General features: G+C 54.9%; 17 protein-coding genes. 6 read left to right on the top strand and 11 right to left on the bottom strand.

Annotation, left to right across the window (positions count from 1 at the left end; translation table 11 throughout):
* Positions 1-7 precede the first annotated feature (7 nt).
* A complete protein-coding gene (clpB, locus tag NB063_RS21695; protein ID WP_250930916.1) occupies positions 8-2,686 on the top strand; it encodes an ATP-dependent chaperone ClpB in 2,679 nt (892 codons plus the stop codon).
* A gap of 86 nt (positions 2,687-2,772) precedes the next feature.
* On the opposite strand, the gene NB063_RS21690 is transcribed toward clpB, so the two are convergent.
* The 3 genes from NB063_RS21690 to NB063_RS21680 all read right to left on the bottom strand — a co-directional run bounded on the left by NB063_RS21690 (position 2,773) and on the right by NB063_RS21680 (position 6,417).
* Positions 2,773-3,657 carry a ThuA domain-containing protein gene (locus NB063_RS21690; protein ID WP_250930915.1) on the bottom strand — a complete coding sequence of 295 codons (885 nt, stop codon included), beginning with the start codon at positions 3,655-3,657 and terminating at the stop codon, positions 2,773-2,775.
* Between the two features lie 115 nt (positions 3,658-3,772).
* Complete coding sequence (locus NB063_RS21685; protein ID WP_250930914.1) at positions 3,773-4,498, bottom strand: LamG domain-containing protein; 726 nt, start codon at positions 4,496-4,498, stop codon at positions 3,773-3,775.
* 203 nt (positions 4,499-4,701) lie between these two features.
* Positions 4,702-6,417, bottom strand: a complete 1,716-nt coding sequence (locus NB063_RS21680; RefSeq protein WP_250930912.1) for a sulfatase-like hydrolase/transferase — start codon at positions 6,415-6,417, stop codon at positions 4,702-4,704.
* A gap of 538 nt (positions 6,418-6,955) precedes the next feature.
* Between NB063_RS21680 and NB063_RS21675 the strand changes: the two genes are divergently transcribed.
* Positions 6,956-8,785 (top strand): Xaa-Pro dipeptidyl-peptidase, encoded by a 1,830-nt coding sequence (locus NB063_RS21675; RefSeq protein WP_322975267.1) that lies wholly within the window; start codon positions 6,956-6,958, stop codon positions 8,783-8,785.
* 168 nt (positions 8,786-8,953) lie between these two features.
* On the opposite strand, the gene NB063_RS21670 is transcribed toward NB063_RS21675, so the two are convergent.
* The 5 genes from NB063_RS21670 to NB063_RS21650 form a co-directional block, all read right to left on the bottom strand.
* Positions 8,954-10,966 carry a serine/threonine-protein kinase gene (locus NB063_RS21670; RefSeq protein ID WP_250930909.1) on the bottom strand — a complete coding sequence of 671 codons (2,013 nt, stop codon included), beginning with the start codon at positions 10,964-10,966 and terminating at the stop codon, positions 8,954-8,956.
* A 120-nt stretch (positions 10,967-11,086) separates the two neighbouring features.
* Entirely contained in the window at positions 11,087-11,821 is a 735-nt protein-coding gene (locus tag NB063_RS21665) for a hypothetical protein (RefSeq protein ID WP_250930907.1), read from the bottom strand.
* Positions 11,822-12,883 carry a hypothetical protein gene (locus NB063_RS21660; RefSeq protein ID WP_250930906.1) on the bottom strand — a complete coding sequence of 354 codons (1,062 nt, stop codon included), beginning with the start codon at positions 12,881-12,883 and terminating at the stop codon, positions 11,822-11,824.
* Between the two features lie 168 nt (positions 12,884-13,051).
* Positions 13,052-14,002, bottom strand: a complete 951-nt coding sequence (locus NB063_RS21655; RefSeq protein WP_250930904.1) for a diguanylate cyclase — start codon at positions 14,000-14,002, stop codon at positions 13,052-13,054.
* Between the two features lie 195 nt (positions 14,003-14,197).
* Entirely contained in the window at positions 14,198-17,134 is a 2,937-nt protein-coding gene (locus NB063_RS21650) for a serine/threonine-protein kinase (protein WP_250930902.1), read from the bottom strand.
* Positions 17,135-17,529: 395 nt separating this feature from the next.
* On the opposite strand from NB063_RS21650, the gene NB063_RS21645 reads away from it, so the two are divergent.
* The 4 genes from NB063_RS21645 (at position 17,530) to NB063_RS21630 (ending at position 20,694) form a co-directional block, all read left to right on the top strand.
* On the top strand, positions 17,530-19,071 hold the full coding sequence (locus tag NB063_RS21645) for a hypothetical protein (protein WP_250930900.1): 1,542 nt from the start codon (positions 17,530-17,532) through the stop codon (positions 19,069-19,071).
* A 179-nt stretch (positions 19,072-19,250) separates the two neighbouring features.
* Positions 19,251-20,012, top strand: a complete 762-nt coding sequence (locus NB063_RS21640) for an SDR family NAD(P)-dependent oxidoreductase (RefSeq protein WP_250930898.1) — start codon at positions 19,251-19,253, stop codon at positions 20,010-20,012.
* Between the two features lie 104 nt (positions 20,013-20,116).
* Positions 20,117-20,515 carry a hypothetical protein gene (locus tag NB063_RS21635; RefSeq protein WP_250931182.1) on the top strand — a complete coding sequence of 133 codons (399 nt, stop codon included), beginning with the start codon at positions 20,117-20,119 and terminating at the stop codon, positions 20,513-20,515.
* Positions 20,398-20,694, top strand: a complete 297-nt coding sequence (locus NB063_RS21630) for a DUF1559 family PulG-like putative transporter (protein ID WP_250930896.1) — start codon at positions 20,398-20,400, stop codon at positions 20,692-20,694. Before NB063_RS21635 ends, NB063_RS21630 begins: the two co-directional genes overlap by 118 nt.
* A gap of 199 nt (positions 20,695-20,893) precedes the next feature.
* Here NB063_RS21630 and NB063_RS21625 read toward each other — a convergent pair whose 3' ends face one another.
* The 3 genes from NB063_RS21625 to NB063_RS21615 are packed head-to-tail and all read right to left on the bottom strand — an operon-like array spanning position 20,894 to position 23,718.
* Positions 20,894-22,234, bottom strand: a complete 1,341-nt coding sequence (locus NB063_RS21625) for a hypothetical protein (RefSeq protein WP_250930894.1) — start codon at positions 22,232-22,234, stop codon at positions 20,894-20,896.
* An 18-nt stretch (positions 22,235-22,252) separates the two neighbouring features.
* A complete protein-coding gene (locus tag NB063_RS21620) occupies positions 22,253-22,672 on the bottom strand; it encodes a hypothetical protein (protein WP_250930892.1) in 420 nt (139 codons plus the stop codon).
* The gene (locus NB063_RS21615; RefSeq protein WP_261367506.1) at positions 22,663-23,718 is read right to left on the bottom strand and encodes a DUF1559 family PulG-like putative transporter; all 1,056 of its coding nucleotides are present in this window, start codon (positions 23,716-23,718) and stop codon (positions 22,663-22,665) included. The genes NB063_RS21620 and NB063_RS21615 overlap by 10 nt, the downstream gene beginning before the upstream one ends.
* Positions 23,719-23,802: the final 84 nt, after the last annotated feature.

The raw sequence follows: 23,802 nt of genomic DNA, 5'->3' as shown, positions 1-23,802 counted from the left end.
CACTCCCATGGCCTTTCGAATCGACAAACTGACCACCCAAGCACAGAACACCGTCGCCGAAGCACAGGCCCAAGCCACCGCCGCAGGCAACGCGGAAATCATGCCGTTGCACCTGCTCGCCGCGGCTCTAGCGCAGTCCGGTGGTATCACCAAACCGATGCTCGAGAAACTCAAAGTCGACACCGGTTCGTTGCAATCGCTGATCGCCAGTGAACTGGAAAAGCTGCCTCGTACCAGTGGCGGTGGCCAACCTCGCGTCAGCTCCAAATTGCAAGAGGTTTTCCAAGCGGCCGATGAATCCGCAAAATCGCTAAAAGACGAGTACATCAGTACCGAGCACCTGCTGCTCGGATTGGCCAGAATTGAAAACAAAGCCAAGAACCTGCTGTCACTCTCCGGCGTTACCGCCGACGACCTTCTCAAAGCTGCCAGTGAAATACGAGGCTCCGCACGCGTGACCGATCCCAACGCCGAATCCACTTACCAAGCTCTCGAAAAGTACGGTATCGACCTGACCGCACTTGCCGAGACCGGCAAACTCGATCCCGTGATCGGCCGTGACAACGAAATCCGCCGTGTCATCCAAGTTCTCTCGCGTCGGACGAAAAACAACCCCGTTCTGATCGGCCAACCCGGCGTCGGTAAAACCGCAATCGCCGAAGGTCTCGCGCTGCGAATTTTCGAAGGTGACGTCCCGCAAAGCCTCAAAGGCAAACGCGTCGTTTCCTTGGACATGGGTGCACTCGTCGCTGGTGCTAAATTCCGCGGTGATTTCGAGGAACGACTCAAAGCCGTCTTGCGTGAAATCAAAGATTCCGATGGCGGCGTTGTGCTGTTCATCGACGAACTCCACCTCGTCGTGGGCGCTGGCAACGCCGAAGGTTCTGCCGACGCCGCCAACCTGCTCAAACCCGAACTCGCCCGCGGTTCGCTCCGCTGCATCGGTGCCACGACACTTGATGAATATCGCCAAAACATTGAAAAGGACGCCGCGCTCGAACGTCGCTTCCAACCAGTCTTCGTTGGTGAACCCAACATCGAAGACACCATCGCGATCCTTCGCGGACTCAAACCTCGCTACGAGTCGCACCACGGTGTACGCATCACCGACAGCGCACTCGTTGCCGCCGCGAACCTGTCGAGTCGTTACATCGCTGATCGTTTCCTGCCGGATAAAGCCATCGACCTCGTCGATGAAGCGGCCAGCCGCTTGGCGATGGAAAAACAATCGGTGCCTGAACCGATCGATCGTTTGCAACGACGCCTTCGGCAACTCGAACTCGCGCACCGACAACTCGTCGATGAATCCGAAGCCTCCGCGGTCGACAAACGCACCGAGGTCGAAGAGGAAATGGACGAAGTGAAAGCGGAACTCGCCAGCCTGCGGGAGCAATGGGAAGCGGAAAAGATGGGCCTCGACGACGTCCAGTCGATTCGTCAGGAAGCCGAAGAGTTGCAACACCGATTCGCCAAACTCGATGCCGAAGCGAAAGAGAAACAACTCCGCGGTGAAAGTCCCGAAGATCTCTATCGCGAGATGCTGCAGGTACAAACGCGGCAACGCGAACTGCAGACGCGTATCGATGAAATGGAATCTTCCGAATCAAACAAACAGGCCCCCGGCACAGAATCAAGCTCTTCCGATGGAACGGAAAAACCCGATCGCGAACAGCGTCGGCTGCTGCGTAAGGAAGTTACTGAAGAGGAAATTGCCGAGATCGTCAGCACGTGGACCGGCGTCCCCGTGTCTCGCATGATGGAAACTGAAAGGGCCAAACTTTTGGTCATGGAAGAGCGTCTGCACCAACGCGTGATCGGGCAAGACGAAGCGGTCGCGGCCGTTTCCGACGCCGTCCGGCGCAGTCGCAGCGGTCTCCAAGATCCCCACCGTCCGATCGGATCGTTTCTGTTCCTCGGCCCAACCGGTGTCGGCAAAACCGAACTGTGCAAAGCACTCGCGGAAGTCATGTTCGACGACGATTCTGCAATGGTGCGAATCGACATGAGCGAATTCATGGAACGACACAGCGTCTCGCGTTTGATCGGTGCACCTCCCGGATATGTCGGCTACGAAGAAGGCGGCAAACTCACCGAAGCCGTCCGGCGACGCCCGTACGCCGTGATCCTGCTCGACGAAATGGAAAAGGCACACCCCGACGTCTTTAACATTTTGCTGCAGGTCCTCGACGACGGTCGACTCACCGACGGGCATGGCCGAACCGTGGATTTCACAAACGCCGTTGTCGTGATGACCAGCAACGTCGGCAGCCAAGTGATCCAGCGTGTTACCGACGAGGGCGGAGACGAAGAAGAAATGCGATCCGCGGTCCAGGATGCACTCAAAGCAAGATTCTTGCCCGAGTTCCTCAACCGTATCGATGACATTGTCATCTTCCATCCGCTCCAACAGACTCAAATCCGACGCATCGTCGAATTGCAACTCGAAGACTTGCGAAAACGATTGGCGGCCAACGGTCTGTCGCTGGAACTCACCGAAGCAGCGATCGATGAAATCGCCGCCGTCGGGTACGACCCTGCCTATGGTGCTCGTCCACTCAAACGAGTGATCCAGCGAGAGGTACAAAACCCGCTCGCCACAGCGTTATTGAAAGACAGCTACGAAGAAGGCAGCACGATCTACATCGATTACCAAGATGATCAGTTTGTCTTTGCGGGGAAAACCTAGTTCGGTTCATCGCCCTCGATATAACGTCAATCACCCTTTGCAGAAATCATCAGCAAAGGGTGATCGTGTATTCGCGCTTAACTGAACTACTTCGTCAATGAAGCCGTTGGTGTGCCGTCGGGTGACAGATTGCCGGTCGCCCACAACAGACCGCGAACCACCAGATCCATGTACTTGGCGTTCGCGACGGTCTCATTTTGGTGACCCAGCGAGGTGCTAAAAATCTTCGTTTTGTTGGGACCGTAGTGGTTCGTCCATGCGACCACCGCCGTCGATTCCTTCGCGGATGCGTTCGGATCTTTCTTCAATTGCTGCTTATTCGGCGGAGTCATTTGGTTACCAGAAACCAACGCACTCGTGCCATCAAAGATTCTGACGTTGTTGTAAAGCTCTTCATCGATGGTCGTCCAATTGTCCAATCCCTTTGCGATCGGATGATCTGAGTCGGTGTACACAACCTCAATCGGAGACTTCGCACCGTGCGCGGTTGATTGGACGCCAATCATCTCGTACCAAGCTGCGTTGTCCGCTCCCGGTTCCACGGGCGCTCGGTAATCGCCCCAGCGATAACTGTGCATCGCACAGTGCAAGTTGACCGCTGGTGTGCCGTTTCGGTGCGCCGCGAGGATCCGATCCACGTAGGGTCGCTCAGTCACGTTGGCCGAACACTCATCGTGCACGACGACATCGAAGCCATCGGCCCAATCATCCGATTGATAGATTTCAAAGGTTGCCTTCGTCGTGCTGTTGCTACTCAGCACAACAGTAACCTCCGCATTAATCCGCGATTCGATTCCGTCCTTCAATAGCTGCGACTGAGTCTGGTAGTCATGGCAACAACCACCGGCCACCAAGAGCACTTTCAAGGGAGCCGCCTCGGTTGCCGCATCCTTTGCGGACACGCCGAGGGTACTCACTGAAAAAAATGCGACCAGAGCGAGGCTCAGTTTGCGAATCGATACAAAGTTCATTGATGTGTCATTTTCTGAGGGGGTGTGTTCTGAAATTCATGAGGTGATTCGGAGTCGCGTATGACGGCGCCCCGTATGTCAGTGCCCGGCGCCAGTCACCTTCTGCAAGCGACGACTACTTCGACAACGAGTAGATCATAACGTCATCGACGACGGCATTCTTCGGAACCGCCAACCGCAACAGACGTTTTGTCGGATGAGCGATCCCCTCTGACGAAAACGCCCCGACTTCCGCGCCATCAATCGATACCGTCATGGTTTCGCCTTCGATGCGAACGCTCAAATCGTACCACTTGCCTGTTTCGAGCTCGTTTGGAAACCGCTTGGTCTTTGATTTTAGTTCGGCCTTCATCGCAGGCGTCAACTTTTTGGCCTTCTTCAATTCGTAGAATTTGGCTGCCATTCCACCCGTTTTCAGGTCATCGATCTGCACGTACTGCGTGCTGATTTTCGCAACACACAGGTGCCCGGCGTGCACCTCTTTGAACTTCAAATCGGCAAAGTTCAATCCCAGGCTATCTCTATCGCCCTCCAACATGAACCGCAGCGAGACCAGTCCGTCACGGAATTCGGCGGGGTGGGTGACCGACACGGCGTGGTCTGCCGATTCATGGAAATAGATGTACATCGCCCCATCTCTCAAATCGACTTGCTTGTTCCCATTGGCCCGCTTCTCGCTGTTGGAAGCCCAACCGTTTCCGATTTCCTCCTTGGCCTCTTGCGATTCGTTTCGATCAAAATGATCTTCGAAAAGCAACGTACGAGTTTCCTCTGCGGAGGCTAACTCCGAACCAAAACAACTGCTCACCAGCACAAATGTGGCAAAAACAATAACTTTCATGGCTGTGACCAACTTTTGAAGTGCGATGGGGGCGCTAAGTGAAGGCCTGACATGCTACTCCGTCGTCCATGCCAACGCAAAACACCCCGACGCAAAACACCTTTGACGCGAAGCGGGCTCAACCGGCAAGCGTCAGCCTAATCACGCTCTCGACGCAACTCGGCTCAAGGTGACGCGTGCACAGTTCGGCAACCGATCTCCGCTCACGGATTCGGCATCGGGACTACCGCGTGCGCGGCTTGGTCGCCTACCGTGAAATAGCCGAACGGTTGGCCCTCGGCATTGGCAACTAACCAAACGGTCCCCGAACGGGTTTCGTATGGTTTGCTCCAGCCGGTTTCAAGTGTTCCGTACGAGTGCTTTTCTCCCTGACTGTCGATCGAAAAGATCTTGATAGGCTCTCCAGCTTCGTTGCTGACTCGAACTTCGAATTTGTCACCTTTGGGCTGCGAAACCAGTTTGTCTGTTCCATTAAACGGAGTCCATTTCAGGTCAGGCAGTGACTCGCCGCTATTGTTGTTTGCATATTCGGCGAACTCCTTTGGAAGATGCGCTTTCAATTCCGCAATCCTGTTTGCAAATTCGTGCTTTGGCGCAAGATTGTTCCACTCATAGCGATCCGTTTCGATGTCGTAGAGTTCTTCATCTCCGTTGTCGTAATGGATATATCGAAAGCGACGACCGCTGACACCAAAATTGCCAGGCCGCCCCAGGTACGTGATCGATGCATGTGGCCACTGAGCATTCGGGGAATCGAGCAACGGCACCAAACTAGGGCCGTCATGAGTGGCGTCTGCCGGCAAGCCGGAAAGTTGTGTGAGGGTTGGGAATAGACTGAGCAGATTCACCGGAGCGTTACACTTCGTGCCAGCGACTGTCCCTCGCGGCAGACCCGGTGCACCCTTTGGAACACGCAGGATCAAAGGCACGCGTGTGCATGCTCGCCAACCAGTGTATTTCTGCCAATGTTGCTTCTCGCCCAAGTGCCAACCGTGATCACTCCATAGGACAACAATGGTGTTGTCCTTGTTGGGTCCATTTTCCAACGCGTCGAGTACACGGCCGAGCATGGTATCGGCGAAGTAGATGGATGCGAGATAACCTTGGATGCCTTGCTTCCATTGGCCCTGATCGCGGATGTGGGCGAAATACCTGTTCGGACCGCGTTGTTTTCCCGCCGGCGGAAGGTCGTCGAGATCGTTTTCGAGATAGCCCGGCGGGAGCTCGATCTCCTCCAGTGGAAACGGATCAAAATATTTCTTGGGGACAAACCAAGGTTCGTGTGGACGATAGATTCCGCAGGCTAGAAAGAATGGCTTGTCGTGCGATTTAGAAAGCTGTTCGCCGATCCATTCGGACACGAGCCAATCTCCACCGAATTCTTCGTCCGTCACATCGAGCGCCGCCCAGTCCGTTTCGATGTATTGCCATGAACCGCCTCGAGGAAGGCTGACTGGTCGCTTCTTCGGATAGAACGTAGGGGGAAATGGATCTTCGGTTTCCTTGGGTGGATAGTATTCGTCCCATGACTTCGCGTCGATCAAGTAATGCAGAATCTTGCCCGATCCCGCTGACCAGTAACCGTGATTCGAAAAGTAGCGGGGTAGCAGTTCCGCATCCGGCATTTGGCCTCGCATACTTTGTCGGTTGTCGTAGAGACCGGAAACATGTGGCGAGATGCCGGTCATGATCGCACCACGCGATGGATTGCAAGCTGGTGCTGGACAGTGAGCGTTCGTAAACAATGTGCCACTCGCGGCAAGCCGATCAAGGTTCGGCGTGAGTGCTTGAGGATGTCCGCCCAAGCATCCGACCCAATCATTGAGATCGTCCAATGAAATAAATAGAACGTTTGGTTTCTCTGCCGTCGCGATCGACGATATCGCGGCAAACAGGCACATGAGAAGCAGGCGGATCATCAGGGTCTCCCAAGGGGGTGTTCGACGCACCGTACAGATTGGACGATGCACTAATTCTCAAACCTTTCCGAAATCCCATTCGGAAGTAGCGGGGCGTTGATTTTATCATTGACACACCAACATCAATTATCCGACGCGCACATTATCCAGGGTTGTTGGATCAAGAACCGCCGCTAACGTAGCGTGGCTAATCAGTTCAACAGACTGCTAGTCATGGGTCCCGGATCCACCACGAGCGAGATCGGTTCAATCGCGGCCAGATCAGTTTGAGTTCATTGCCAAAAAGGTATTTGGAATTGGACTTATTGGAAAGCAAGTGTGTCGAACAAAATCAGTCGATTAATTTTTCTGATGAGCGGTTTTAGGTTCGTTAGCAAAATATCTTCACCTCAATGAATGAACGCGCACAGCACGAACTCGTCATGCGCAACATGCGGTGCCAAATCAAAATGATAGAGCCATCGTCGCTTGAAGTTCACTCGATTGTGTGACTAAGCTGATGACGTCTCACAACAACCCCGCCTTGGTTTTTGCAACAATGAATCGTCTCTTTTTGTCCGCTCTAGCCCTATTGCTATTCATGACCTCGTCTACCCGAGGTGCCGACGTCCAGATTCCCGTCATCAAAGACGGTGAGACGCAAATCATTAAAGAACTCGAGGACTCTGACTACTGGATCCGCCACGACCTGTGGGTGGAAACCGAGTTCGACTTGGATGGCGACGGAAAGTTGGATCGGATGCACGTCAGCGTCACACGGCCCACGCAAACCGATACGCAATCACTGAAACTGCCAGTGATCTACAACTCGAGTCCCTACTTTGCCGGCACGACGGGCGACGATGACTCTTATCTGTGGGATGCCCGGCAAGAGCTGGGCGACGAGCCGCCGCAACGATCCGATGCTCCGGAGATTGAGAGAGAGGGCACACGTCCGATCATCTCTAAACGGCACATCAAGGATTGGCTTCCTCGTGGATTCGTCGTCGTTCATTCGAGTGCCCCAGGAACAGGACTCTCGCAAGGATGCCCGACGATCGGCGACGATCCCGAGGCTCTTGCACCGAAAGCAGTGATTGATTGGTTATGCGGACGTGGCAAAGGATTCACGGAGCCGTTCGGGGGTGAACCTGTCGAAGCTTATTGGTCATCGGGGAAAGTCGGCATGACAGGAACCAGCTACAACGGAACGATCCCATTGGCAGCCGCAACGACTGGAGTTGAGGGGCTCGAAGTCATCATTCCAGTGGCCCCCAACACCTCGTACTACCATTACTACCGATCCAATGGACTGGTACGCCATCCCGGCGGATATCTCGGTGAAGATATCGATATCTTATATGACTTCGTCCATAGCGGTGGCAACGAAGAGACCAAAGCGTATTGTGATTGTCACATTCGCGACGAACTCATGAAGGCAAAACAAGATCGCGTAACAGGTGACTACAACGACTTCTGGTACTCCCGCGATTACGTGCACAGAATTCAAGGCGTAAAGGCGGCGGTTCTGATGGCGCATGCGTTCAACGATTGGAACGTCGTCCCGGAACACAGCATTCGTATCTATCAGGCCTTGAAAAAGAATGGTGTTCAAACCCAACTGTTTATGCATCAGGGCGGACACGGAGGACCTCCACCAATCAGCATGATGAATCGGTGGTTCACTCATTACTTGTATGGCGAAGACAACGGCGTTGAAAACGATTCGAAGTCATGGATTGTTCGCGAAGGCGACGAACAAACCAATCCGACCGAGTATCCCGAATACCCGCACCCCTGGGCGAAAGACGTTTTGTTTTATCCGGTTGCAGGCGCTCCCCAACGCGGGAGTTTGCAACTGACTCCAGTTGAAGAACCGAGTACCGAAACGCTTTTTGATAATTTCTCTTTCTCGGGCGATGCACTTGCTCAGGCCGAATTCACCGAACATCGCTTGATCTACACCACGCCTGAATTGAGCGAACCGGTTCATCTATCGGGAACACCACGCATCAAACTGCGAATGGCTTGCGATCGTCCGGCAGCGAACTTAAGCGTCTGGTTGGTCTCGCTGCCGTGGAACGACGGAAAGCATTCCAAGATTACGGACAATATCATCACTCGCGGATGGGCGGACCCACAGAACACCAAATCAATACGCGAGAGCGAACCGCTGGTCCCCGGTCAGTTCTACGATGTGGAATTCGATCTCCAACCAGACGATCAGATGATTGCGAAAGGACAGCAAATCGGTTTGATGATCTTCTCAAGCGATCGAGACTTTACGCTGCATCCCACTCCAGGTACTGAACTCACGATCGATCTTCAACACACCCACCTAAGCTTGCCGGTCGTCGGAGGAACCATGCAGTTCAAACCAGAAAATTGAACTGGATGCTGTAACGAAGATCGCAGGGAGTTCGAAAATCGATGTGTTTGAAGATTGTTTTAAACAAGTCGAAAACATTCGCATTCAAGGCCGTCTGGTTCATCGCCCTGCCTCCATTTTGCTGTTGATCGTTGCCTCAGAGATTCACCGTGCAGTCGACATGAGGGATCAGTCGGGAAGAGACAACCAAACCGGCAATTGCGTTGCATTCCACGGAACAAGGGTGCGGAGTGCCTCACGATCACGCTCTGCGGCAGCTTGATCGTTTAGTTTTTCATGCGATTTCATTCGGATGAAGACGACCATGGTGTCCGCAATGCTCAGAACCGAGTTTGTCGATTTGAGTTTTCCTGCCATCGTGAGCACGCGTTCGTATTCACCTTTCGCGTATGCCAGACGGACCTTTAGCGCATAAGCGACGTCGCTGATCGCGGCGTGCGACATCGGAAAGGAATCCTTTCGGCTCGCGACTTGGTCGAGTACCTGCTCGGCATATCCGTAATTGGAAGTCGTGATCGCCGAATCCGCAGCCTCGATCAAACGAGTCGAATCCGCAATCTTCACGAACGTGAACCACCAGAACACCCAAGGGATCATCAACACGCAAGCGAGAACTAAGCCTGCAACCACATGGCGTCCGCCGGACAGCCAATGCTTCTTCCGCCGAATATCTCGCCAAGCGAGAATCGCCAATACGATCGTCAACAAAACCGAGGGCGGACCCCATCCCGCCGTCGCCGATCCTACACCAACGCATGCGACCGCGTAGCGACTGACACGGCATGGCAATGTGGGTGCGTTCGCCCGTTGGGCTATTGCCCGCCGACAACAACACCAGTTTCCTAACGCAATCAACGGTGGCCCAATCCCCAACGTGACCGCCGCAAAGATATAGGAACTCATCCCGTCCATTACGAGCCCATTGACGGTCAGATGCGGGATCATCAACATTGAGGTGTAAATCGCGACGAGCCCCATGATTCCAACGAATGTTAGGAACCCACCAACAGGGATGGCGAGGCATTCCCAGCGTCTTCCGGCAACATCGGGCACCGCCAACAGACGCAGGTCGTTACCAAGTTCTTCCGCAGTTTGATATCGATTCGATGGATCCTTTTGCAAACAGCGAAGGATGATTTGCTCTAACGATGTCGGGATCGATTTGTCCCATTGCCTCGGCGGAATGGGTGGATCTTCTTGAATGCGACGGAATAACTCTCGGGTCCGATTCCGACCAGATTCCTCGTCTGACGACGGCATGGGAAAGGGGAACTTTCCGGTGCAGGCTTGATACAAAATGACGCCGATGCTCCACAAATCTGACCTCGCATCGAGCTGCGAATTCCGAGGATTCAACTGCTCGGGAGACATATACAATGGCGTTCCGGCAGTATTGGCGGGCGAATCGGACGCGGTCGAGATCGCGAGCCCGAAGTCCGTGATACGCAACCGATCACGCCCGATCAGAACGTTGGCCGGCTTTAAATCACGGTGAACAAACCCCAAACGGTGCGCCTCGACCAGTGCCGCCGTGATGTCCCGTCCGATCTTCGCAATCTCGACAACGCCCAACGCTGCCATCCGTGACGTCTGGGATGGCAGCTTGTCGAGTTTGTCCTGCAGTGTGCCGCCATCGACATACTCCATCACCAACAAAATCGTGCCATCGTGCTCTTCGAGAACATCGTGCGTCGTCACAATCCCCGGATCACGCAGCGCCGCAACCGCGCGGGCTTCGTTTAAGAAGTCGGCGACGTTGCCACGGTCTCGCAACCACTCGGTTCGTGGAACCTTAATCGCCACATCACGAAACAGCTTTTCGTCATGACATAAATACACATCGCCAAACGCACCACTTCCCAACAACCCAATGACACGATACCGCCCCTGCGGACCGAGTGATTGAGGGATGCGGTCGCGCTCAACACGCTCACGACGTTGCTCTAGATTCTCGGGCAGCCTCGTAGCGAATTCATCCGTCTGGAAAGCCGAGTGACTGAGCTGAGTATCCGATGCCGACGCGTTCGTTTCCCGATCTTGCAGCTTAGAAACCTCAGCCGCGATCTCCTCGGCAAGCTCAGGATGGTCCTCTTGCAATCGCTTCAAAACGCCAACCTCACCGCTCCGAGTCCGGTGCTGCCATTGACGAACAAGCTCTTCGATTTCAGGAGATGAACTCATGCCGCTAATCTAGCACGGCCGAAGGCGCGATGCAGCTAATTGACGATTCGTGCCCGAAACGAGAGAGTGATCCAGGACCTCACGGATCTGCATCCGACGGACAAGAACGGCCGCTTTACTTTACTTCGACAAAATCGCGATCGACGCACCGTAGTACCAAGCATCTGCGTCACGGCCTTCGGTTGTGACCATGTAGCGTCCAAATCCGCTCAACCGAATCCGCGGCGTCCACCAAAAGTGAATCCCTGTTTCGGGATAGACCGCTATCAACGCCCCATCAAACGATTCCTCTTCCTCGCCCCATTCGTCGATGAAGCCATCGTCGTCATTGTCAATATTGTCATCGTCGGCCGACTCCGATGTCCTCGAAACTCCGGCGAACAAGCCGAACCCGGCAAACGGCGCTAATCGGGTTGGCGTTTGAAAACGCATCCCGAATTCGCCGCCAAAATAGTAGTCGTCGAGATTGGCCGCCGCTACAAATCCCGTGCGGTTTGTGAGATAGGATGTCCAATATCCGGTGTAACCGAGCTCAAGACTGCCTAGCGGATTCGCCGATTTCCCGAACGCGCTCAGTCCACCGGAGAAATAAAGCCCCGAAGAATCTTTCAAGAAACGCGCGTCCGCTGCCTGTTTGATCTTCCCGGGCACGTCGGTTTTTTCAGCGCCATCAGCATATTTCTGGGCATAGTCCGGATCATCCATCGCCCAGCGCGATTTGGTAATTCCGGTTGGCAATTGTGCCTGCGATGATTGTGAGAATGTGAACATGCACAACACAATCATGACTAGCCAACCGATCACCTCGATTCGAAGTCGCGAGCGAGGTGGCAGACAAAGATTGTGTGTCTTCATCTAGAACTTCCACCCCGCCTGCAGGAACAAACCGTCGTCCAGATCCAGTTCGACATTGGCCCGTTCATACTCGACGCTCCGGTTAAATGCGTATCCGGCTTCGACTAGTAAACCGCGGTTGCCTTGGCGGATCACCTCGTATCCCAACAACAGCCGTAACTCCCCGATCGTCAGCTCATCGTTTGATCCGTCATCACGCGAGACCGCCCAGGTGTTCCCTCCGAGCTGACCTCCGACGTACGCCCATGCTTCAGCCAGGCCGCCCTCTTTCCACATCCGATAGCTCAACCGAGGACGCGGCATCGTCAGATCCAATTTGCACCAGGGCCGTGGCGTCCACGTCGCACCGATCACCGGCAAAACGCTCAGGTCGGAACGATCGAAATAGACCGCCCCCAATGACACATTCCAATCCGTCGACAACTGCCAACTGACCATCCCCAAACCGAACAGCCGAAATGCGTCTTCCCCGGTCGTGAAATCACTCCGGACCGAAGGCGTTAGCAGAACGGTCGTCGCAACACGTTCGGACCACTCCTTCCGCTGTAACAACGTCACGCCGGTGCTGTAGAGCGTTTCGGGAACATCAATCGTCGCCGGCCCGTCGATCAAATCGACGCGGAAAAACGGACTCACCGCCAAGATGTTCTTCAAACTTCCCAGAGGCACACCCACGGCCACGCGTGACTCAAAGAACGTTTGATTCAAACCACCAGCACGATCGCCGAGCCCCAGGACGTATCCCGACGAGACTTCACTGCCCTGATAAAAACCCCGTCGAAACCGCTCAACGGGAACCTCCAACGCGAGCGGTATTGAAACGGGAATATACTCATCCGTGACGATCATATCCCCCGGATCATACTGGCTACTGGCAACGTATGGGTCGTAGCCGTAGCCATGCTGCTCCATCGCAACTGGTGCCTGAGCGTTCCCGCGTGAAACACCAATCGGTGAAACTGCGACCAACCCGATTGCAGTAACAGAAGCTATCGCGCAGCGACCAACCGTGGCGAAAACGCTCAATCGGCCCCCGATAATCGCTGCATCATAGAAATTCACGCTTCGCGTCATAGCAAAACGTGTTCACGCAACGCAAGCGAGCTGATTCTGTCGTCGCGGAAGTCTTCAAAACGATCGACAGCCGAACTTCAGCTCCCAAACTCGTGACGAGTTTCGCTATCGGTCAGATAAGCGTGTGTCGTACCCGCCCGCGTCTCTATCCGCTGTTTAACACACGACTCGGTTGCGGCCGTCTCGCTTGGCTTCGTAGAGCCGATCATCGGCGATCTTGATCAGCTCGAGGGCTTTCATCGTCTGACCGCCGTCGTAACACGCAACTCCGAAACTCGCGGTGATGTTGAGCGGTCCAATTGCGGTCTCGAACGGATCTTGGCTGATCACCATTCGACAACGCTCAGCGATCTCAATCGCTTCATCGCGTTCGGTCGATGCCATCAAGAGCGAAAACTCTTCTCCACCATAACGTGCCAACAAGTCATCTTCGCGACATGTCGACAACAGTCGTCGGCCAAACTCGCGAAGCACTTCGTCACCAACCAAATGCCCGTGCGTATCGTTGACACTCTTAAAGAAGTCGATATCCATCATCACCACGGCAAGCGATTGAGAACGACGGAGCGACCGGGCCATCTCACGCTGCATCGATTCGAGCAGATACCGTTTGTTCATCGTCCCTGTCAACGCGTCGCGGGTGAGCGACAAATAGACTGTTTCGTGATATTGCGACTCGACACTTCCGGCAGACAAGTATTTAAAGATAAAACTGCCGATCGAGATATTGTCACCCGAACTCAGCACGTGGCGACCTTCGATCGGAGTGCCATTGACCAGGGTCCCGTTCGTACTGCCCAAATCTTGCAGGGCGTGTCCTTCGAGGGTTTGAATCAATTGCACATGCCGTCGCGATACGCTGGCGTCGTCTAACACCAAGTCGCAGGAAATGTCCCGTCCGATCGCTAGAAAGTCGTGTTCGAGCAACAACATCCCATCGATCACGTCGGCGGGGTAAATCTGAACCAGACAGGATTCATTGCCCACCGCGTCGTCCGGTGTATGAAAGCCCAGTTGCTGCATTGTCGCTTCGGCTTCCGCCTCGTTCACCAAATGACGGGGGGCCGGAACACGCTGAAGAACACTGTGGTTGATTAGATCGGTCATGAAACAATCGCAGCGGAGGTTACTAGCCCGAGCATTTGGGCTAAAAGGGGTCAGTTGATTCAAAACTAGGTTACGAGTTGGGACGCGGGAAAAGAACGATCACGAAGTTCATCGACTTGCTTCCTTACGCAGACTGAGCATCCGATCGTGCGGGTCATATTGATATCTCCACCACCGGCGTCTTCCTGTGAATCATCAACTTGATTTGCTCGGCCCCACGGACTTCAGCTGTTCGATTTTGTTGCGGGCATCGATCGCTTGCTGCGTCGCACCCCGCCGATCGTATTCGTTCGCCAGCTCGGCGAGGACCCGCGTCCATCGCTGCGCGTCACCTGGCAGCAACATCCCGTAGTCAGTCAGAATTTCGTAGCCGACGTTCGCATCCACCAGAGCGGGCATGGCATCGACCCCTGCAAGCGACGATTGGGCGGTCGCCAACGTGTGGCTGGTTTCGCAAAAGCGGCGGATTCCGTCGCTGTTTGGATCTTCTTGAATGAGGCGACGGAGCGTTCGCAGACTGTTCGTAAGATGAGCCACCGCAAGCTCGCGTTCTTCGTCCGTCCCCTTCGCCAACAGCATCCCCAAATTGCTTTCGGCCGCGGACAAATTGATTCGATAGAAACCATCGGAATCCGACAACGACCAAGCGTGATTCAGCTCTTCGATCACGTGAATATATTCCGAACGCGCTTGATCCAGGTTTCGTGTCCGCGTTAGTGCGTTGGCCAATTGCAGTCGCGCGTGTGCCAACGATTGCTGATAGTCGATCCGATCCGGAACGAGCTCAATCTGCTTCTCGAGATTCGCGACCAACTGCTGCCAAACGTCGATCGCTTCGGCGTGACGCCCGACATTCTGCATTGCCGTTGCCCAATCTGTCGTGGTCGTTACCGCAAGTCGGTGATCGGACGGTTTGCCACGTGAAAGACGCAGCCATTCCGCCCAATCGGATGCTCGTTCGAAATACGCAATGACCATCGACGAGTCCATGTCCGCCGACGGAGTTCGTCCGCTCACCAAATTCATCCGAGACATGCAGGACGCGAGCTCGTACGCCCGGCGGGGCAACTCCTGCGTTGACGGTTCGTTCGGATCGGTCACCCCGTAGGTTGCCAACAACGCTTCAACCCTTCGCTCGTACGGCTCAAACGACATGACGTTCTTGAGAGCGGGCTCTTGATCGTCAATCGCGGCGTCAATCAACCTTTTTCCGATCGCGACGTTTGCACTCTGTAGCGCCACTTCTTCGGACGAATCGCGATCGGGGTCCGCCAGCGTTTGCAACGATGCGAGGACGTTTTCAGCATTCTCGTAGTGCTTCCTTGCGACGTCGTAACTCTGACGCAGCCGATAGAGGTCTCCCAATCGCAGATGAAGTTTGGATCGCTCGACTCCACGGCGCCATCGCAGCACCTCGGACGCGTTTTCATCCGACCAAGGCGAAGGGCCATTTTGTTCTCGTTTGAGCAAGTCCTCGTAGTGTTCGGTCGCCTGCTCAATCAACTGATTTCGAATCGGCAACAAGCCGGGATAAAATTCGAGCGATCCGCTCAAATCGATCAACCATGCATCAGCAGCAACGCGGCTTTCACCTAACAACTCTAACGATTCTTTGTGTGCCGCTTCCGTCGCAACACGTGCCGCACGTTCTTGGTTGTGCGCTTGGTGAATGAAGTAGCTAAAGAACGAGGACGCAACAAGGAGAACTAACGACGTCCCCGCAAAACTGATCGCGGCCGTGCGGTGACGACGGCACCAACGACCGATCCGGTCCATCCAATTTTCACGATCGGCCTGGACCGCTTCACCTGCGATGTACCGTCGCACGTCATCAGCGAGTGATTCCGCGGATGCATAGCGATCGCGGGGATCATGTGACATCGCCCGTTCACAGATTGCCGACAAGGCTCGCGGGACATCACGGCGGACCTGTTTGGCGGAAACCCAATCGCCGGTTCGAACGCGTCGCAATGCGGTTTCAATATTGGAACCTTTGAAGGGGTGATGCCCGACCAGAATTTCATACAAGATCACGCCAAGTGAATAGATATCCGATGCGGGCGTCAATCCATCCACGTTGCCCAACGCCTGCTCGGGTGGCATGTAGGCGGGAGTTCCAATAATCGACCCGGCTGAAGTGCGAGCGGAATCCGTGTCTCCTTCGGCATCTTCGATCCATCGCGTCGCCGCATCCAACTCGGTTTCGACAACCGATTCATTACGAATCGGCGTTTCCTCGTGCAAACGCTTGGCCAATCCCCAATCAACGATAATGGTTTCGCCAAATCCGCCAATCATCACATTGGCGGGCTTCAAGTCGCGGTGCAGCACGCCTTGCTCGTGCGCATACGCGACCGCATTGCAAATGTCGATAAAACGTTCCAGTAGCGGCAAAACCGCCTCCGCCAAACGCTGAGGACGCGGCCGCTTTGCACGTATTAGCCAACGTCTTTCAGAGACGGTTTCGTCCGATACGTCGCGCTTCGATGTTCCCGCTTTCGACGCACCAGTCTCCGGCACTCCGCTGCTCACAGCCGCAGTGTGGTACGCAGCACCCATTGCGGTGTGTGTCTGTCGAATCAGATGATGAAACGGTTGCCCATCGAGCAACTTCATCACGTAGTACGCGTTCCCGGTCTCGTCTTCACTCAGTTCATGAACCGGCACGATGCCAGGGTGCTGCAATTGGCTTGTCACGACGGCTTCGTGCAGGAATCGATCACGAACGTTATTTGATGGCCGTGTCGCCCCGCTGATTCGTTTGATCGCGACCGGACGCTTGAGATGTTTGTCGATCGCACTTTGAACAACGCCCCACCCGCCACGCCCGAGCTCGCCCAAGATCTGATATCGCGACGCCCCGCCATTGGGCGCAGTCGCAGGTGAATTACTCCGTGAGACTCGCAATTCGTCATTGGACGATGCACCGCGGGCACGAGAACGTTTTGACCCACGGACACCCGATCGAATACGCCGCCGAGATCTTTTCGAATCGCTGCTCGATTCCGGCGACGCCGACTCCGGTGAGCCATCGATCGATCCCGAAACCGGTTCCTTGGACGGATTGCCGGTGAGCGGACCGATCGCGCGAGTCTGTTCCGGTGAAGATTGATTGGATGAATCGATTGACATGACCGAGAGTGCCGGTTTCCGATAATGAGACTGAGCGCGCAGCGGTGACCGCACCGTGAGCACCCAAAGGTTAGGTCGCACATTGATGGCATGTCGGAGATCGACCACGACTGCCTCGCAATAGAACCCGCACAATCGCAACTTTTGGAACAACCCTACTAAGTTTCCCCGCGTCTCTCAGCACGTCCGAATTGAATCAACTTTGATCTCATACTCATCGAGGTGGCGTCCTAACTTCCCTACAACGGAACCAGCAAAATCGAGCAGCTTGAGTTGCTCGGAAATAAAACGCGAACGTCAACCGCACTCAGTCGGGACTTACCGAAGCGAGACGCAGCCGTGGTTTCCTGTTCCTTTTTTCTCAGCACCCCGGTCTCCGCCCGCGAGTCGTTTCCATGCGTGTTCTCAAAGCCATCCTTTTCGCTGTCATCGCGTTTCCGATTGGCATCGTTGCCCTTCTTGTCGTCATTGCGACGATTGGCACCGACGCGAACTCCGATGAGCCCCACACGGCCGCCGCACGAACCATCTCGCACTCGGGACCAGACGACGAAGACGCCGTTGGGCTGAGTCGATACCAGACTGACGCCGTCACGCTGTTCGCTGATCCGTCTCTTTCGAGTCAAAAAGCCGAAGCAATTCTCGCGGTCCTCGGGTCCAAATGCCTGTTCGGTTCGAGCGACACGGACCACCTTTTCACGTTGGAAACGTCCAATCTTGCGAACAAACAGCCGCTACACGAACTGAAGCTTCATAGCCCACTTCCGCTCAACGTCTGTCACCAACTCACACCGATATATGGATATATGGCGTCCATTCTCAGCCATGAATGCTTCAACGGCGAACCCACACAGTTCTGTCTTCTCAACAGCGAAAACGACACACCCGTCATCGCCGCGTCTCGTTCGGACGTCGCGACTTGTTGGTTCGACGGAAATCAGAGCATCTTTTTCGATACCGAGCTTGCTGACGATGAACTCAACACAGCCCTCCTCGGCTTAAGATCCTTGGGCATGCTTCCCAATTCCGCCGATTTTGGGCTCCTATTCATTCGTCAGAACGATGAAGGAGGACGTGTCGAAGTCGTCAGCAACGAAGCAATCGTTTTACAAATCGATCCTGATGTGCTCACGGCCACCCTGCGTGATCGAGCGACCAATCTCAGCCTCACGCTCTTTGGCGGACGCACAACCCAGTTCTCGTTGATCGGATCTGATCTGCAAGACATCCGATGCTTCACGCACCAACCGCCTTTTCAACCAACTGCATTAGCGAAAAACGGGTGCATGCTCTATCTCGCCGACGAATCGGTGTCGGAGGAAACGCTCGATGCAATTGCGACTCGTTTGCCAACGATCCCTGGCCGCGACATCACGATCGACATGTGGATTCAGCAAACGGGTGAACACGTCCAAGTGCTGGTACCGACATCGCAGAAATCTCGCGAACAACATTTGGCACTCCAACGCAGCTTTGCCGCCACGGGAGCGGGAATCAAAGCCGAATTGACTCCCGAGGTCGATCTCGAAATGGTGCTTTGCGACCACCAGTTCACGCCGCTTCATTCGTTCCCGATCAACACGCGGGCAAACGCCTGCATTGCCTGTGACAACAATCGCCTCCTCTACGACGCATCGTTCGACAAGGCGTTTGCCAGAGCCGCGGCCGACTACTTTCAGGAGATTTCGCTCTTTAATCCCGATGGTGCAATGCACCTCGAACTTTTGCGAGACGAGGACTCGGATGTTGCTTGCGTTCAAATGCGCGTGATCGCGTCGATGCTCACCACTGAAAACGAACAGCAAATGCAAGAGCTAGGGCTACAGATCGTTGCAAATCTTTTCCCAGGTCAGTCAGGCATCTTCCAACTCGCCGACGCACTGGGCACCCCGATTGATCGTTGCACTTGGTTGTACCCAACCGACGTCGCCGAGTAGTCGTGAGCGTGATCGGCAAAATGCCGAGCAGTTTCGCGGGCGTCACCATGAGAGACAGAGATTGAGTCTGGTTGCCCAATCCACATGGGTTTGGTTTCATTGCAGCGTGCCGGTCAGCCCGCGTGTAGCGCCGGTCAGCCAATTTCTGCTCTCGTCAACTGCCGTCCACCGGAATTCCCATGAATCTTTCTGATCGCCCCGTCGCTTTGGTCACGGGTGCCGCCACCGGAGTCGGACGTGCCTGCGCCATGCAATTCGCGCGGCGCGGATTCGCGGTCGTCGTGAACTACTCACGCAGCAAAGCAGAGGCCGATCAAACGGCGAATGATATCGAGGCACTCGGCGTTCCCGTTTCAGTCGTCCAAGCAGATGTATCGGTGGAATCGGAAGTTCAATCGATGTTGGATCAGGTCCGCAATCAATACGGACGACTCGATTGCTTGGTCAATAATGCCGCCGCGACCGAATTCGTTGAGCATTCCGATTTGGACGCGATGACCGTAGCGGCTTGGGACCGAATCTTGGGCGTCAACTTGAAGGGACCGTTCTTCGTTACCCGGGCCGCCGCAAAACTATTGGCCGAAGGAGAGGGCGGTAGCGTCGTCAACGTCAGTTCCGTCGCTGGCTTTACCGGTGCCGGGTCTTGCATCGCGTACTGCGCCAGCAAAGGGGGCCTCAATACAATGACAAAATCGCTGGCCCGCGCCCTCGGTCCAAAAATCCGTGTCAACGCGGTGTGCCCGGGACCGATCGACAGCCGGTGGATTCGTGAAGGGAACCCCAATTGGGATCTCACTGAAATGGTTGCGAACTACCCCATTCCCCAACCATCGCAACCCGATGACATTGCCGACGCAGTCCTGTTTTTTGCCATCGGCACGAAGGTCACCACTGGCCAACTTCTCGCCGTCGACGGTGGGCAAATGCTCACGATCCAGTAGCCACCGAAGACAAAAGACCGAAACAAACCAAGCGGCGTTCCGACTTTCCATTTCACGATCCACCATACATTCGTGGTGATCTCAACGATTCGCCGGCAGCACCTATGACAGAGAACCCGTATTCCTCGCCGACTGCACCAAGTCCGCCGACATCGCCGGATGCAGACGATCAGAACGATCGCTCCATACAGACAATTGCACGCAGAACGTTTCTGGCTTGGGAGAAACTACGCATCGCTTACGTTGCGATTCTCACCTTGATCACGGTGCTGTTGGTCGGGCCGGCCGGATTCTTGAATCGACGCTTGTTGCTTTTGATATTGGAGGGTGCGGTCTTCGCAAACTTCGCATACTTCGCCGGTCCAACCATTGAAACATACGTGAAATGGCTGGGCTACTCTCGAAGGTGGCCGCGTTGGGTGATGTTTATTGGCGGAACACTCATCGCGACCATCCTCACAATTGGCGTCCTTGCCACCGAGCTATTTCCGGATCAGAATTGAATCCGCTTAACCCTGAGACTTGCGGCCAGTACAACGGCAACATGATTACCCCATCAAGCAACCATGTGGGTTGCTGTCACCTTCTAATGAGCGATGGGGCGATCACATTGACCGCTGACTCGATCGATGCAGGCAGCGATTCGGTGCACCGGTATCCGACCAAGTACGTTGCACTCTAAGTGGAAGGTGACGCTTACAAACACCAAATGGAATTTTTCAAACGCGACAGCGTGGAGCATGCATGGCGTCCATTCGGCGGGGGAATAGAAACCACATTGACTCATCACTCATCGGCTGAGCAGCGTCGCTTTATTCGCGACTCCGGCCTACGTTAACCGAAGGCCGGAGCCGGCAAAGCAACGTTTCCGTTACCCAGACTCAGTCCGAGATCGAGATTAAACTGGTCGGTGTCCCTTTGCAGTCGAATTTCGTGATGACACTCTGATCGCGGAGCGAGATGATCCAAATGCTCGAGTCGCCTGGGTTGGTAACCGCGATTTGTCGGCCACGAGGCAAGAACACGGCATCGTGATGTCCGAAGTGGCCTTCGATTCGACTGCGTCCCACCGCGATGGGCTCGCGTGCTTTCGCATCGCAGAACTTCCCATCTCCGTCGGGATCGAGATCGACGACCCAAAGTTGATCATTCTCGGGGGTGTCTTTTGACTCCGCAAAACACAACGCGATCGGGCTGCCACCGGGACCGGTTCCGACGATCGGCGTCAACATCGACTGTTGTTCTGACATCTCCAACATCAACGTTTCAATCGTTGGTTCGGGCTTGGAAGCGTCAACGAAGCACAGTCGCGATTGGTCCGCTTTGCCGCTCGAGAAAATGACGTGACGGCCGAGATTCTTGAATGCCCCCGTGCGAAATGGCTTGCCGTCTGCGTCCGTCCCGATCTCCAGATGATTCACCGCGACTGATTTCGGATCGTCGTTCAGATCGAGATCCGCGTTCACCCAGCAGATACCATCGGACGGCGCGAAGAACACTTTCCCGCTGTTGTAAGTCGCCCCATGCAGGCTGCCCGTTGGGCAATCCAGACGATACTTTTTCCCTGATTGCTCACCTAGCCCGACCACGTCCACACGACCAGCGTTTTCTCCTTCGCGATCAATCCATGTGCTGTACGCGACCTTGCCATCGGCGACGGCTAAGGTGATATGTCCTCCACCCCCGCTGATGAATCGCCCCGCCGTTTCAGGCGATTTCGATTCACGAATGGACTTCGCCGTCAACATTGTGAATCCATTGTGCTGGTCATTCGCCATCACAAATGCGTCGTCGTAGTGATAGACGTGAGCGGGATTACCTTGGGACGCGTCGATCCGTGTCGTGTGGACGGCAGGCACCGTCGGGAAACGCCAGTGGTAGTGGTCGCCATGCTCCTCCCGAACGGCCCCCGATTCGATCGCAACCCAACCGCTACCGATTTCACCGCCCGCTTCGTCGCGAACGCCGACAACGATCAACCCGTCATCGCTCTGCATTTGCACCAATGATTGTTCGTCCACATCGAGAGCGGGAAATCCCTCAACTTTGTTTTCACTTAGTGAATAACCTTCATCAGTCTTCTGTAGGTTTCCCCACATCAACGTTGCGTTCTCGTGGTCTTGCCAAAACAAGCGTGCGACCGTTCGGTTTTCGGCGTGTAGGTACGAGTCGCTGAAAATCGAAACGACCGCAATGGTCATTACAAGGTGTCGCAGTAACATGTGTTTGTCTTCCTAAATTCAATGAGAGGGTGAGAGTGATCGAACCGCTCGATTTGGCAGTTCAATGAGTTGGTTTGGGACTTGAGAAAATGGTTTTAGTCGCAGCGAGTCACAAAACTTCGCCATGATATTGGAGTCGAGAATCCACCCGCCGTCACTGTTGGACTCCATCGAGACGACGTACTGTTCGGGTTCAGGATTCGGCAAACTTTGGAACGATGCACGACCACTGCGAGCTGAGATCGCGTGGGCGAGCGGCTTCCCGTCGGCTGGCTGTTTCAAGACGATCAGCACATTGGCGAGCGGATTGCTTTGATAAACGACTTTTACCGATGCCTCTTCGGCACCCGTCTCTGTTTGCGATTGAGCGTCACAACCGAGCAAGGCGATCGTGCAACATCCGGCAAGACAGAACCAACTCGGAGTTGCTACGGCCATTGAACAACCTCCCGCCCGTCTCGCGAAAACAGTGCGTGATAGAGCTCACGGTCGATCGATTCGGTGATGAAATGAACGCTGCCGTCGAGCATCGCGTGCGTCGAACCTCCCGTGTGATACGACCGCGACGAATAGAATCCGCGACCGTGCATGCCGACATCAGGTAGCGGTGAATTAGGCGTTAAATAGCCATTGATCACCGTCGAGTACGGCACACCTCGAATCCAACTGGCACCGCGGTTCCCAGTGTAGGAACTGATTTTGGCTGGAAAAACCGTGTTCAGATCGGGGTTCAGAATCAGCGTTCCTCCATCAAGGAACCCGGGGTTCGGTGCCACGTTCGCCGACGTGCCGCTCCAGTTGGCAATCCGCCGGTGTGGCCCGTTGGGCGTCGGTTCGGTCAATCCGCTGGTCTGATCCCCTAAGACCGTTTCGGCGAGCAATACGGTTTGGCTCGTGCCGTCTAGGCAATCTCGAAACTTCGCCCACGAATCCGTCCACACCATACCATCGGTGCGATAACGATCGTCATAGTGTGTGTCAGTCCCGCTGCCGTAACTGAACATGTAGCTCAACCCCGCCGAATATCCCTCTGAACTATCGGCGAACGTTGTCGAGAATTTGGGCTCGCCGACATCACTCGGGCAGAGGTAGGTGGGAACAATCGTTTCAACCGCGGACCGAAGGTCAGGGTTATAGAGCGCTGCCCAGGCAGGCCCGACTAACAGCGGCTTTTCGAAATTGATCAAGTCACTCAGGCCGGCTTGTTCGATGTATGGCAGCACCCGTGCTTGCACGGAATAGCTGCTCGATCCCGTCATGGCCGGGATCCGTTGATACGTGCTTTCGTAGTTGTGAGTCGCCAAGGCGATTTGTTTCATACGGTTGCTGCACGACATGCGACGAGCCGCTTCACGCGCGGACTGCACCGCCGGCAGCAGCAAACCGACCAAAATGCCGATGATGGCGACAACCACCAACAATTCGATCAAGGTGAACGCAGATCTGAAAAAACGACTGCGAAGTCGAAAGAGTTTTATGTTCATAGTCTTTGGATGTACGAGGTAACTGCGCAGGAAGGCAGAAAGAGCCCCGCGTGACGCGCACATCGATCGACACAGGTTTGGTCG

The organism is Aporhodopirellula aestuarii, from assembly GCF_023701485.1.
Taxonomy (GTDB): domain Bacteria; phylum Planctomycetota; class Planctomycetia; order Pirellulales; family Pirellulaceae; genus Rhodopirellula; species Rhodopirellula aestuarii.
Note: the sequence above shows the minus strand (reverse complement) of the source record. Positions and strands in the feature narration are given on the sequence as shown.